Genomic DNA, 12,368 nt, shown 5'->3' on the forward strand with positions numbered 1-12,368 from the left:
ATGTATTGAACTGAAGCTGGAAATATGTTACAATAGCCCAAAGAACGTAAGAGTAAAGGTATTGTAAAATATGGATAAAATAAGTTTTTATAATAACATTTTAGTGGATAAAAAAAGTGAAAATTTTTCAGAAATTTTCAAAAATGAGGTCATTCGTATAGAAAAGATTGTTTCAAATGGACAAAAATCGCCAGAAAATTTTTGGTATGAACAACATGAGAGTGAATTTGTATTGGTGTTAAAGGGCAAAGCGCTTTTAGAATTTGAAAATGAAACCCTAGAATTAAATGAAGGCGAAGCTGTAAATATACCAGCTTTCACCAAACATAGAGTAAAATATACCCATCTAAACGAGCCAACCATTTGGTTAGCGATTTTTTATCAGTAAGGGTAACATTGAAAATAGCAATAATAGGAGCAGGAGCAGCAGGAATAATATCTGCCATCACTGCCAAAAGATTAAACAAAAATATAAAAATAGACCTCTTCGATAATAACAGTGCCATAGGTAAAAAGATACTGGCATCAGGAAATGGAAGATGTAATATCTCTAATACCCAAGCCGGAGTAGAGAACTTTATAGGAGAGAATCCAAACTTTACAAGTTATGCTTTAAAAGAGTTTGATTATAAAGCTTTTGAAAAGTTTTGCAAAAGTATTGGGCTTTTACTTGATATAAAAGAGACAAATAAAGTATATCCCCTATCAAATGAAGCCAAATCAGTAGTAAACCTATTAGAAAATGAACTTGAAAATCTAGGAGTAAATCTAATTCTAGAGACGAAAGTAATAGATATAGAAAAAACAAAAAATAAATTCACAGTAAAAAGTGAAGATAAAGAGTTCAAAGATTATGACAAAGTAGTAATCAGCTCAGGTCTAGGAGCAGCACCACAACTAGGAGCCAGTGAAGAGGGTATGAATATAGCCCAAAAATTTGGGCACACCTACAACCTAACTTACCCTTCACTTGTAGGACTTCATACCAATTTTGAACAAGCCTCAAGAATACAAGGGGTAAAAAAAGAGGCAAATGTATCTTTATATCTTGATGGAAAAAAAGAGTGTGAAATATATGGTGATGTACTTTTTACAAAATACGGCTTATCAGGATTTGCTATTCTAGATATTTCACAACATGCCGTATATCCTCTAAGCCTTTACCAAGATGTTCAACTATCAATAAATCTTTTCCCAAATATAAACCGAAATGAACTTCTAGGACAAATAGAAAACCTATTTAAAACCCTACCAAACTCAAATGCAGTCTTACTACTAACAGGAATAGTATCAAACAAACTCTCTCCCGTAATATGTCAAATAAACAGCATAGACAAAGAAACAAAAGCAAAAGATATAAACGCCAAACAAATAAGAAGTCTAATAAATACTCTCACAAACTGGAGATTTAAAATCACAGATACCCAAGGCTTCAAACACGCAGAAGCAAGTGGTGGAGGAATAAGAACCGATGAGGTGGATAATAAGACTTTTGAGAGTAAGAAAGTGGAAGGGCTGTATTTAGCGGGAGAGGTTTTAGATATAGTGGGGAATAGGGGTGGATATAATCTGCATTTCGCGTGGGCGTCAGGTTACTTAGCAGGCCTTAGCCTAGCAAAAAAATAACGGCTATAAATCAGCCACTTTTGTCCGATTTCTGCGTTGAATCTCAAAATATACTCGTCACATACTTTTAGTATGCTCCTCCCATATTTTGAGCTTCGCCTTGAACTAGAACAAAATAGACTCATTTCTAGCCGTTATTTGGAATATATTGTAATATTTATGTTATTTTATGTATGATTATCTAATCAATACTAAGGCTTTAGATGATAAAAACAATAAAAACAATCCCTCACTTTTATAAATTTCTCAGAGAAATAGCAGAATTCAAAGACCCTATCTTTAGAGGGCACAGTTCCATTAATTATAAGTTACAATCTTCTGCATACCGTCGAATAGAGCAAAAGTATAAAGACAAAATCAAAGTTAAAAATAACCTTTCCGTATATCATGAACAACTCATTGAAGAGTTTAAATCAAATAAATATCATCAAAGTGAGATAGGGGAATTAAGCGATTTAGAAATTCTTGCGAAGCTTCAACACTATGGTGCAGCCACTTGTTTTTTAGATTTTTCAAAAAATGTCGCAGTTGCTTTATGGTTTGCTTGCAGTTCTAAAGAAGACATCAATGGACGAGTATATATTTTAAAAGATATACAAGATATTATAAATTATAAAAGAATTAATAGTGAGCAATTGACATATTGTATTAGTGAATTTTATAAAGATATTTTAGAAGATGGTACTAAAAATGAGTTAGTAAGCCATTTTATTCTTTGGGAACCCCCTTACTTATCAGAAAGAATACTTCAACAAGACAGTATCTTTTTGTTCAGTAAACAAGAAGATGAATTAGATGATGAAAATTATATCTTTAAAGTTGAGATAGAAAAGAATATGAAGAAAGATATTCTAAAAATATTGGATACTCTTTTTAATATAAGTAAAAAAACAATATACAAAGATTTTCATGGTTTTGCAAATTCTCATGCTCAAAATGAAATTATTGATTTTATTGAAGATGGAGAAAGATTTTTTGAAATGGCAAACCAATATTTTCAAGCCAGTCAAAAAGACAAAGCATTGGAATATTATGAAAAAGCATTGGAAGATATAGAGAATGAAGAAATATTAATAACAATATATGAAAATATAGCAGAACTTCATGAAGATAAGTTTACATTCTCATCAATAAAAAAAGCACTTAAATATCAAAATAAAGCAGTAGAGATAAGTGAGAAAGTATTGGATAAGAATCATCCTTCTTTGGCAGTAAGTTATAATAATCTCTCTTCGATTTACCAAGAGTTAGGAGGAGAAGAGAATTTACAAAAAGCACTTGAGTATCAAAATAAAGCAGTAGAGATAAGAGAGAAAGTATTGGATAAGAATCATCCTTCTTTGGCAGTAAGTTATAATAATCTCTCTTTGATTTACCAAGAGTTAGAAGGAGAAGAGAATTTAAAAAAGCACTTGAGTATCAAAATAAAGATGTAGAGATAAGTGAGAAAGTATTGGATAAGAATCATCCTTCTTTGGCAGTAAGTTATAATAATCTCTCTTTGATTTATAAAAATTTAGGAGGAGAAGAGAATTTACAAAAAGCACTTGAGTATCAAAATAAAGCAGTAGAGATAAGAGAGAAAGTATTGGATAAGAATCATCCTTCTTTGGCAACAAGTTATAATAATCTCTCTTTGATTTATAAAAATTTAGGAGGAGAAGAGAATTTACAAAAAGCACTTGAGTATCAAAATAAAGCAGTAGAGATAAGAGAGAAAGTATTGGATAAGAATCATCCTTCTTTGGCAACAAGTTATAATAATCTCTCTTTGATTTACCAAGAGTTAGAAGGAGAAGAGAATTTAAAAAAGCACTTGAGTATCAAAATAAAGATGTAGAGATAAGTGAGAAAGTATTGGATAAGAATCATCCTTCTTTGGCAACAAGTTATAATAATCTCTCTTCGATTTATCAAGAGTTAGGAGGAGAAGAGAATTTACAAAAAGCACTTGAGTATCAAAATAAAGATGTAGAGATAAGAGAGAAAGTATTGGATAAGAATCATCCTTCTTTGGCAACAAGTTATAATAATCTCTCTTCGATTTACCAAGAGTTAGGAGGAGAAGAGAATTTACAAAAAGCACTTGAGTATCAAAATAAAGCAGTAGAGATAAGAGAGAAAGTATTGGATAAGAATCATCCTTCTTTGGCAACAAGTTATAATAATCTCTCTTCGATTTATCAAGAGTTAGGAGGAGAAGAGAATTTACAAAAAGCACGTATATTTATAGATAAAGCTATTGACATTTTTAAATTAGCTTTTCCTAAAGGACATTCAAATTTAGATATTTTTGAAAAGAAGAGAAATTCTATTAATCAATTATTATAGATGTCAAAGAAACACTTATACAGAAGCTGAGCGTGGCTTTTTCTCAAAGAGAGTGCAATCACTGGTTTTACTTTTTGCGACAAAATGTGAAGAAGCGGAGACCGTTAGGTCTTCAATAGGAAATCTAAAAGTTTAATACACATCATCATGCGTACCTATATCAATGGGAATAATCTCATTCTCTTTTATAATAAAATCAACAATAACTCGATACTCCATATTGATAGAAATAGAGTGAAAATCCGATAATTTTCCTCTCAGTTTGTGCAGTCTCAAACTAGTGTGAAAAGGGTCGTGTTCTAAGATATGGATACCCTTTGCATACCTTTCAAACATATCGGGGTGTTTTTTTAGAAATTTTTTGACTCTTTTTTTGTATTCATCGGTGATGATTAACTTATAGCTCATTTCTTAGCTCTTCAATATGCTCTTTAGCACTTTGAACTTTATAATTTCCTTTTTCTATATCTTGAACCGATTTTAAATAGGCCAAATCCAATTCATTGGCTCGAAGTTCTTGGTATCTTTGAATATCTAAAACAACGTATTGATTTTTTCCTCTTACATTAATGATCAGTTCATCTACTTTTTCAAGAAGTTTTCCGAAGAGTGATACCCCTTTTGTTTTAACTTCATTGGCATTTATTACCATAACAGTATCCTTAATAGTACTTTTAAAAGTATTATATAACATATCTTGGAATTTGTCAAAAGATATCGTTTTCATTATCGTTACGATTAAAAGGATTAATCAGTATTTTCCCTAAGTTCACGACGGATTGCGTTAAAAAACCGATTACCTATCTTGCATGTGTAAATAAAGTCAAATGCCAATGAGGTTTTAGAAGAGGCTATTAACAATAGAACAAAAGGTTTGAGAGTTCAGATTGATATTGATTATAAAGATAAAACATTGTTAGAGTAGATTACAAAAAACAGTTTAAAACAGTAAAAAAATATGACGCTTCGTACTTCTAATTCAGTGGAATTTTGATTGTAAACTCTAAGCCTAGGTAGGTTTTATTTTTAAATGTAAACTTTGAATTACGAGCAGAAATGGTTCCTCTCATATGTTTTTCTATAATCTCTTGACACATATAAAGTCCAATGCCTGTTCCGTAGTTTTGGTGTTTTGTTGTAAAATAAGGCTCAAAAATTCTTTTAATGATGTGATCTTGAGCACCGTTGCCTGAATCTATTGATTTAAGTACCATAAAGCCCTCTTCTTCATAGACATTCACTTGAATATATCGGTCTTTTGTCTCAATTTTTTCCAAAGCATCTGCCGAGTTATTGAATATGTTCATAAAGACTTGTGTGAGTTCATTTTTATAACTGTTAATTTGTACATCTTGGATATTGGTAATGAGTTTTATTTTCTCAATCTCCAAACGCGATTCAATGAGTTTGCTGGTGTGTTCCAAACACTCTATGATACTGAACTGCGTTTTTGTGGTAGTAGAGGTGAAATAATTTCTAAAATCTTCAATGGTATTTGAAAGATATTGGGCATTAATATTAATCGCTTCAAGTGCTTTGTACTCCTCCTCTTCGTTAGATAAACCGTATTTTTTTTTCATTAAAATACCTGTTGCATAAGTGGAGATAATGGATAAAGGTTGTCGCCATTGGTGGGCAATATTTTCCAGCATTTCCCCCATCATGGCTTGTTTTGACCGGTGCATCAGGAGTTGTTCTTGTTGTTCTACTATCTCTTGTTCTTTTTGAGCTTTGAGTTGATTCAAGTGTTTTTCAATAGCAATTCCAGTAATACTTGCAATATCTTCGATTAAGAGGTTTTCAAAATCGGTGGGTTTTCGTGTTTTGTTATAATAAATGGCAAAGGAACCCAATACTTCATTATTGCTTGAAAATATGGGTTGTGACCAACACGCATGCACATTGATTTTTTTTGCAAGGTTTTTGGCATATTTCCAGTTTTCATGTGTGGCAATGTCTTCTACTATGACTTTTTCTTTTAAAAATACAGCCGCTCCACATGAACCCACTTTTTCACCAATGGTCATGCCGTTGATTTTTTCATTGTAAAAATCAGGTAAAGAGGGTGCTGCACCCGTTATGAGTTTTGTTTTTGATTCATCCAACAATAAAATTGAGCAAAACATACTTGGATTGCGAGATTCCACCGATTTGATAATTTCTTCTAAAATCACTTTGATATCGGTGCCAGAGGCAATATGTTTCAAGAGGATTTTATGATCATTGTATATGGCGGTACATTTTTTATATTCACTGATATCTTTTCGTGTTATTTTAAATTTTTTGATATTTTCTTGAAACACGCACTCTTTTTTTGTTTTGTAATATTTTTGTATGTTGTTTGCAAATATGATGTTTTCTTCATAAATAGGGGTATTGTTATCGCTGAGTTCTATATCAGAAGTAATGTGAATGTCAAAAAGATTTTCCTCTTTTTTCCCTATAATTTCTTCTTTGGTTTTTTCTATACAATTAAGAAACAGCGCATTCGCATCAATAATAAGATCATTTTCATCTGTCCATAAAATAAGGTCGTCAAAAATATTTAGCACATGCTCCTCCCTAAAATAATTACAAAAATAACATATTTATATGGTATAACAAATTTTTTAAAACTACTTTAATAATTTAAATTAGATTTAATCAACTTTGTATTTTATGGGTGCAAAATTGTCGTATACCCAAGGCGCAACGATAGTTGCCTCCTCTTTTGAAATAAATCTTCCTAATGGGGGCATGTAACGAAATTTCTCAAAAATAATATCTTCACAAAAACTTTTTTCTGCACTGGGATTAAAAATATAATCTTTTATGTGAGCAACCGTGAGGGTTTTTAATTCTTGGTTATTTTTGGGTTCTTCAATGGCATCAATACCTGTTACGACACTTTTCATGGCCAAAGGCATATATGGTGCTGCCATACTTTTAAGTTCGGCATCATTGCTAGGAGAGTTCAGTGCATGGCACATTTGGCACTTTTTTTGGAAAATAACTGCAGGGTCAGTAAGCTCTTTAGCATTTAAAAGAAGCATCATAAATATGAGTATAGAAACAATCTTTAACATAGGAACTCCTTACATTGTGTTCAGAGTATAATACATCAAAGATTGTAAGTAACTTTAAAATAAATATTATTTATAGTTGCGGATAAGAAGAAAGGCTACAAAAGCAATAAGGGTAATGCTCACAGCAATAGGGAGCAAGCTGTTTGAGTGAAACATGAGAACCGCTGCTGAAATGACTGCACCTACTCCAAATTGAATGACTCCAATAACCGAAGAGGCAACGCCTGCATTTTTAGAGAAGTTTTCCAGTGCTAAGGCCGTACAGTTTCCATAAATAAAACCGTTTAAACTCATAAATGAGGCAATAAAAAACATGGCACCAATAAGGCCAATATCTTGGGCAAAAAGGATAAAACACACGCCAATAATAAGTTGCCCCATAATGGCACGTTTAATCAGCACAATGGCGGAATAGTTTGTCAATAATTTAATATTCACTCGAATCATCAGCATTAAAATGACAATATTAAATCCAAAGAAAAAAGGGAACAAATCCGTTGAGATTTGAAAATGTTCAATATAGATAAACGATGATTTTGCAATGAGTGAAAACATACCTGAAAAACTTAATCCAAGCACGAGCATGACGCGCATTGCTTTTTGGTTAGTTAAAACTGCTTTATACGATTCTAAGGCCTTTCTTTTGGTATAAGTATAGGTCTCTTTAAAATCTTTGAAGATAAAAAATGCCATAATCACCGCATAGAGTGTTAAAAATATAAAGACTGCTTGCCATGAAAAAAAGTGTATGATAAATGCACCAATTGCAGGTGCAAGAAGTGGGGCAAGGCTTCGTACGGTTCCAATGAGGGAAAACACTTTTGCTGCTTCTTGTCCATGAAATAAATCACGCACTGCAGCGCTGGCATTTACTACAATAAGTCCACCAAAAAAAGCTTCAATAAATCGGTAAAGCCAAAGTTCATAAATGTGAGTACTAAAAATCATCAACAAACTAAAAAATGCAAATCCCAAAAGGCCCAAAAGAGAACTTTTACGTCGTCCAATGTTGTCCGATAAGATACCGCCAAATATTTGCCCAATCGCAAATCCAATGAGAAAAATCGAGAGAGTTAACTCTATTTTTTCTATGGATACATTAAAATCTTTTGCCATGGCAGGAATGGATGGAATGTATGAATCTATAGCAATAGGAGCTACTGCTGAAAGAAGAGCCAATAAAACAATTAAATAGACATGATTGATGGTTTTTTTCAACTTAAACCTTTTATAGTGTAGCTGATATTTTGTCAAGTAAAGAGAAGAGCGTATGGAGCTCTTCTTGGCTTAAGTTTGAACTGATAGTTTCTCTGAATGTTTTTGCTGTTTCTAAACTCTCTTCTAAAATGGCTTCCCCTTTTTGAGTCAGTTTTATCATTTTTGCTCTTTTGTCAGTTGAACTTTCCTCTTTATAGATTAATCCTTTTTTTTCTAAAGAATTCAAGCCTCGACTGATAGTGGTTTTATCTTTTTTGAGTATGTTTGCAATGACAGATTGATTGACACGGGGATCATTTTTTATAATTTCCAGTGTTCCTCTTTGTTCTACAGCAATACCGTAGGGTTCCAAAACTTTATTAAAATTGATGTTAATTTGTAAAGCAACTTCATTGATTTTAAATCCAATTGAAGTATTCATTTTTGAATGCATTCTTATCCAGTAAATTTTTTTTAAAGGTGCAATAGTTGCATGTACAACCTTTGATTCCTATTAAAAAAATAAAAAAGTTTGTTTGCTTATGTAAAGATACAGAATTCAGTTAAATTTTTCTTTGAGAATTTGAATGTTTTTGATTTTAGCATACTCAAAAATTTTGTTTTGGGTATGCACATAGTAAAGGTTGTTTTCTTGGGTAATTTTTTGAAGTTCAGACTTTTTTATGGTTGAATCTTCATAAGAAAAATTGACAAAATTCTTATCTTGGATGGCTTTTTGTAAAAAACGAAGTTCAATGTTCACAGATAATATTCCATATTTGAGTAGGGTGACTTACCAAAAAATCAGCCCCTGCTTCTTGTAGCTCCTCTTTAGTTCTGAATCCCCATAATACACCAATACTTTTCATGTTTGCATTTTTTGCTGTGTATATATCCGTTGGAGTATCACCAATATAGAAAATTTCGTCGGGATTTAAGTTGAAATTTTTTGCAATGGTAATGGCTCCTTGTGGATGCGGTTTTTTCGGTACATTCTCTTTTTGACCATGCACTTCACAAAAGTTAAATGCTCCAAAAATTGTTTCAACATATTTAAGTGTAAATTCATGTGGTTTATTGGATAAAACAGCCATTTTAAGATGGTTGGTTTGCAGTTTATCAAGCAATTCATAAATGCCTGCATACGCTTTGGTATTTTGACAAACAACGCTGTCATAGACCTCTTTGTATCGAGTTACCACTTTCTCAATCACTTCTTGTGTTGTATTTTTGGGTACAGCTCTTTGAGTTAAAAACAAAACACCATCGCCTACAAAGTGGTTATAAGCGTTCAGTTCATGGGTGGGCAAATCAAACTCTTTTAAGACTTGGTTCATACACAAAGCCATATCTAAAAGAGAATCAATTAATGTGCCGTCCAAATCAAATATCAATGCTTTTGTTTTCATCTTATCCCTTGTTTTCTGTTTTTGTTTGCACTAAAAAGGCAAAGAGAGTTCCAAAAAGTGTTAAGAAAGCGCACCCTGCAAATACCAATGTAAAGTTATCATAAATATCATGAATAAATCCAGCGCCAACAGGTGCAATAGCTTGTCCCACAGCAAAAATTAACGTCACGAGTGAAAAGACTTGAGCGGTTCTTGTTTTGTCAAACTCTTGTGAACTTAAAAGAGCAATAATTGAGGGAATAGCCCAAGCAGATAATCCAAAAATAAACGCAGAAAAATAAAGAGTATACATGGGTAAATGAAATACTAAAATTAGCATTGAAACGGTTTGTAGAAGATAAATCAGTATCAAACTTTTATAACCACCCATTTTATCGCTGAGTGTTCCAAACACAGGACCAGAAGCCAAACTGGTCAGACCTAATATTGTCCAAAACAACCCACTTTGATAGGTTGAGACTTGAAATTTTTCAATGGATGCCGTAACAAAAAAGGTAACATAAACCACATAAGTGATGCCAAAAATAAGATATAAAATTGCCACTTTCCAGAACTTGAAGGTTTTAATTATCTCTTTTATGTTTTTGTTATAGGAGTGTTTTTGTTGGGTATCATGGATTTTTAAACTGTTTTGAACATATACAGAGATAATCACAATGGTTAATGCAAACAGTGCCCAAGAGATTCGCCATGAAGTTTCAATATATATGGCATGAATCAAAGGGACAAGTAATCCAGAAACAATGATACCAAACCCATTTCCCATGGTGACTATGCCTAAGGCTTTTCCTTTTTGATTCTCTGGAATAATATGTGAGATATAGACCATAATAGATATGGTTGAAATGGCAGCAAAAAAACCACTGATGGTATAAAAAACAGATGCTGAGATATAACTGTTTGAAAAGGAGATGGCTAAAATAGAGCCACCTTGAAAAAACAGAGCAGTGGGAATAAGTTTATAGGTTTCAAATCGATTATACAAATTGCTTGTGAATAAAATCCCTATAAAATAGCCTATAAAATTTGCCGTACCTATGAATCCTATTTGGGTAGTTGTAAGCAGAAGACTCTCTTGCATATTGGGCAAAATCATGCCAAATGCAAATCGTCCCAATCCCAAACTTGAAAAAAGTATCAGGACTGAGCACAGAAGAATCTTACTGTAACTTCTCATTGTTTTTGAATATCTTCCAGAAGCTTAATGTAGTTTGATGTATGTATTTTAGAGATAAATAAGTACGCCAATGTTACTACCACAATGTTGATATGAATCAGGGCTTCTTTGGTTGAAAAAGCAAACATCAATAGTCCAATAATTAAAATAAAAACAGGGTAAGCTAACTTAATGAGGGCTTGATCTTTTTGATACTGTATTTTATACTCTTGCAAATTTGAAGCAACAAATGCTTTATCTTCGCTGGTCAGTTCGTTTTTCTCTTGTAAATCACTTAAACCTTGAATCACTGTTATTTTCTTTTTGTATTGAAACAATTTATACAAGATGGCAATGACGACGGCCAGAGATACGATATTTGAAATGATTTCTAATGGAAAGCCAGCAGCTTCGTTCATTGTTTGTCCTTAATTATATTTTATATATAGTACAAAAAAGTTTTTAAATTTAACTAAATTTTAAACTCTTTTTATAGTATAATCGCCTTTAAACTCTTTTAATGAAAGTAATTTACTCGTGAAACATATGAATCAAAATAAATATTTGCCACTTCTGTCTTTTTTTACACTTTTCATTTTACTGCTTTTTATATTTGTTCCTGCCTTTAAAGAGAATATTTTAATTGTGCATGAACATATAAGATCAGCATTAATTGGTTCATACAAAGTTAATGGATGGATTTTACTCTTTTTAGTTCTGTTTTCAATGGTTGGGTTTGGATATGTTTTATATACGTTGTATTATACAAAACCCAGAAAGTCTTTTTATGCCAATTATCGCTCTGAAAGCATTAAAAATGCACTTTGGAAGTGGCAATGGAAAGAGAATTCAATTGAATCTCTTTGGTGTTTTTGTCCTAAATGCAATGGGGAACTCTCTTATAATACCGATTTTTTATTACAGGAAATCAGTTTCAGTTGTCAAAATTGTCAACAAGAAATCACCAAAATTCAAGGTGAAAATATCAACTATGTATTGACCTATATTAAAAAAGAGATACGGCGTATTATCACAAAAAAAGAGCTCAAAATAAAAAAAGAGTCTAAGCAGAATCGACTTTACTAAATATCACAATTGTGTTATAGTTAACTATTCAATTGTAATGAACACAATACTTCTGTTAAGGATAAAAAATGAAATCTCAACATGATGACTTATGCCCGTGTAACAGTGGAAAACCCTATGAACAATGTTGTAAACTTTTTCATGACGGCGTTGAAAAAGTAAAAAATGCGTGCGAGTTAATGGCATCAAGATACAGTGCCTATGCAAAAGAGCACTCAGAGTATATTATTCAAACCACACATACGTCTCACCCTCAATACAACGAAAATAAGCGCTCTTGGCTAAAAGAAATTGATGACTTTATGAAAATGACCACTTTTGAAAATTTGAAAATATTTGATTTTACCGAAGAGGGCAATGAAGCTTATGTTACTTTCCGAGCGGTGTTAAGTGTTCAAGGGAAAGATTGCTCTTTTACTGAACGCAGTCAATTTCTCAAAGAGAATGAACAATGGTATTATGCCAACGGAGAGATTTTTGAACAGATATAAGCGAGAC

At 32.2% G+C, this 12,368-nt stretch carries 17 protein-coding genes; 7 read left to right on the plus strand and 10 right to left on the minus strand.

The annotated features are described in order from the left end of the window. Positions 1–70: 70 nt before the first annotated feature. From ACNI3C_RS04550 to ACNI3C_RS04570, 5 genes are all read left to right on the plus strand, one after another. Complete coding sequence (locus ACNI3C_RS04550; RefSeq protein ID WP_419771068.1) at positions 71–388, plus strand: cupin domain-containing protein; 318 nt, start codon at positions 71–73, stop codon at positions 386–388. Positions 389–396: 8 nt separating this feature from the next. Further along, positions 397–1,626: a BaiN/RdsA family NAD(P)/FAD-dependent oxidoreductase gene (locus ACNI3C_RS04555; protein WP_419771069.1), complete on the plus strand. Its 1,230-nt coding sequence runs from the start codon at positions 397–399 to the stop codon at positions 1,624–1,626. 203 nt (positions 1,627–1,829) lie between these two features. Then, positions 1,830–3,062, plus strand: coding sequence for a tetratricopeptide repeat protein (locus ACNI3C_RS04560; protein WP_419771070.1), 1,233 nt, complete (start codon positions 1,830–1,832; stop codon positions 3,060–3,062). Between the two features lie 17 nt (positions 3,063–3,079). Next, complete coding sequence (locus ACNI3C_RS04565; protein WP_419771071.1) at positions 3,080–3,466, plus strand: tetratricopeptide repeat protein; 387 nt, start codon at positions 3,080–3,082, stop codon at positions 3,464–3,466. A gap of 17 nt (positions 3,467–3,483) precedes the next feature. Then, on the plus strand, positions 3,484–3,957 hold the full coding sequence (locus ACNI3C_RS04570) for a tetratricopeptide repeat protein (RefSeq protein ID WP_419771072.1): 474 nt from the start codon (positions 3,484–3,486) through the stop codon (positions 3,955–3,957). A gap of 132 nt (positions 3,958–4,089) precedes the next feature. Here the strand turns inward: ACNI3C_RS04570 and ACNI3C_RS04575 are convergent, their stop codons facing one another. The 10 genes from ACNI3C_RS04575 to ACNI3C_RS04620 form a co-directional block, all read right to left on the minus strand. Then, complete coding sequence (locus tag ACNI3C_RS04575; protein WP_419771073.1) at positions 4,090–4,365, minus strand: type II toxin-antitoxin system RelE/ParE family toxin; 276 nt, start codon at positions 4,363–4,365, stop codon at positions 4,090–4,092. Next, positions 4,355–4,609: a prevent-host-death protein gene (locus ACNI3C_RS04580; RefSeq protein ID WP_419771074.1), complete on the minus strand. Its 255-nt coding sequence runs from the start codon at positions 4,607–4,609 to the stop codon at positions 4,355–4,357. Before ACNI3C_RS04580 ends, ACNI3C_RS04575 begins: the two co-directional genes overlap by 11 nt. A 322-nt stretch (positions 4,610–4,931) precedes the next feature. Beyond that, positions 4,932–6,509 (minus strand): GAF domain-containing sensor histidine kinase, encoded by a 1,578-nt coding sequence (locus tag ACNI3C_RS04585; RefSeq protein ID WP_419771075.1) that lies wholly within the window; start codon positions 6,507–6,509, stop codon positions 4,932–4,934. Positions 6,510–6,596: 87 nt separating this feature from the next. After that, entirely contained in the window at positions 6,597–7,022 is a 426-nt protein-coding gene (locus ACNI3C_RS04590) for a hypothetical protein (RefSeq protein ID WP_419771076.1), read from the minus strand. Positions 7,023–7,088: 66 nt separating this feature from the next. Further along, a complete protein-coding gene (locus ACNI3C_RS04595; protein ID WP_419771077.1) occupies positions 7,089–8,240 on the minus strand; it encodes a multidrug effflux MFS transporter in 1,152 nt (383 codons plus the stop codon). A 10-nt stretch (positions 8,241–8,250) separates the two neighbouring features. After that, positions 8,251–8,673, minus strand: a complete 423-nt coding sequence (locus ACNI3C_RS04600; RefSeq protein ID WP_419771078.1) for a MarR family winged helix-turn-helix transcriptional regulator — start codon at positions 8,671–8,673, stop codon at positions 8,251–8,253. Between the two features lie 105 nt (positions 8,674–8,778). After that, on the minus strand, positions 8,779–8,982 hold the full coding sequence (locus ACNI3C_RS04605) for a hypothetical protein (protein WP_419771079.1): 204 nt from the start codon (positions 8,980–8,982) through the stop codon (positions 8,779–8,781). Beyond that, complete coding sequence (locus ACNI3C_RS04610; RefSeq protein WP_419771080.1) at positions 8,972–9,628, minus strand: HAD family hydrolase; 657 nt, start codon at positions 9,626–9,628, stop codon at positions 8,972–8,974. Before ACNI3C_RS04610 ends, ACNI3C_RS04605 begins: the two co-directional genes overlap by 11 nt. Position 9,629: 1 nt before the next feature. Next, the gene (locus ACNI3C_RS04615; RefSeq protein WP_419771081.1) at positions 9,630–10,805 is read right to left on the minus strand and encodes an MFS transporter; all 1,176 of its coding nucleotides are present in this window, start codon (positions 10,803–10,805) and stop codon (positions 9,630–9,632) included. After that, complete coding sequence (locus ACNI3C_RS04620) at positions 10,802–11,203, minus strand: hypothetical protein (RefSeq protein WP_419771082.1); 402 nt, start codon at positions 11,201–11,203, stop codon at positions 10,802–10,804. Before ACNI3C_RS04620 ends, ACNI3C_RS04615 begins: the two co-directional genes overlap by 4 nt. Before the next feature lie 118 nt (positions 11,204–11,321). On the opposite strand from ACNI3C_RS04620, the gene ACNI3C_RS04625 reads away from it, so the two are divergent. Further along, entirely contained in the window at positions 11,322–11,870 is a 549-nt protein-coding gene (locus tag ACNI3C_RS04625) for a hypothetical protein (protein ID WP_419771083.1), read from the plus strand. A gap of 68 nt (positions 11,871–11,938) precedes the next feature. Beyond that, positions 11,939–12,361, plus strand: a complete 423-nt coding sequence (locus tag ACNI3C_RS04630) for a YchJ family protein (RefSeq protein WP_419771084.1) — start codon at positions 11,939–11,941, stop codon at positions 12,359–12,361. Positions 12,362–12,368 lie beyond the last annotated feature (7 nt).

The organism is Marinarcus sediminis (SeqCode), from assembly GCF_048571275.1.
GTDB classification, from domain to species: Bacteria; Campylobacterota; Campylobacteria; order Campylobacterales; family Arcobacteraceae; genus Marinarcus; species Marinarcus sediminis.

Coding starts and splice junctions, on each gene's coding strand:
- ACNI3C_RS04560 (WP_419771070.1), top strand. CDS start 1,830: ATGATAAAAACAATAAAAACAATCCCTCACTTTTATAAATTTCTCAGA.
- ACNI3C_RS04600 (WP_419771078.1), bottom strand. CDS start 8,673: ATGCATTCAAAAATGAATACTTCAATTGGATTTAAAATCAATGAAGTT.
- ACNI3C_RS04620 (WP_419771082.1), bottom strand. CDS start 11,203: ATGAACGAAGCTGCTGGCTTTCCATTAGAAATCATTTCAAATATCGTA.
- ACNI3C_RS04610 (WP_419771080.1), bottom strand. CDS start 9,628: ATGAAAACAAAAGCATTGATATTTGATTTGGACGGCACATTAATTGAT.
- ACNI3C_RS04575 (WP_419771073.1), bottom strand. CDS start 4,365: ATGAGCTATAAGTTAATCATCACCGATGAATACAAAAAAAGAGTCAAA.
- ACNI3C_RS04550 (WP_419771068.1), top strand. CDS start 71: ATGGATAAAATAAGTTTTTATAATAACATTTTAGTGGATAAAAAAAGT.
- ACNI3C_RS04580 (WP_419771074.1), bottom strand. CDS start 4,609: ATGGTAATAAATGCCAATGAAGTTAAAACAAAAGGGGTATCACTCTTC.
- ACNI3C_RS04630 (WP_419771084.1), top strand. CDS start 11,939: ATGAAATCTCAACATGATGACTTATGCCCGTGTAACAGTGGAAAACCC.
- ACNI3C_RS04615 (WP_419771081.1), bottom strand. CDS start 10,805: ATGAGAAGTTACAGTAAGATTCTTCTGTGCTCAGTCCTGATACTTTTT.
- ACNI3C_RS04590 (WP_419771076.1), bottom strand. CDS start 7,022: ATGTTAAAGATTGTTTCTATACTCATATTTATGATGCTTCTTTTAAAT.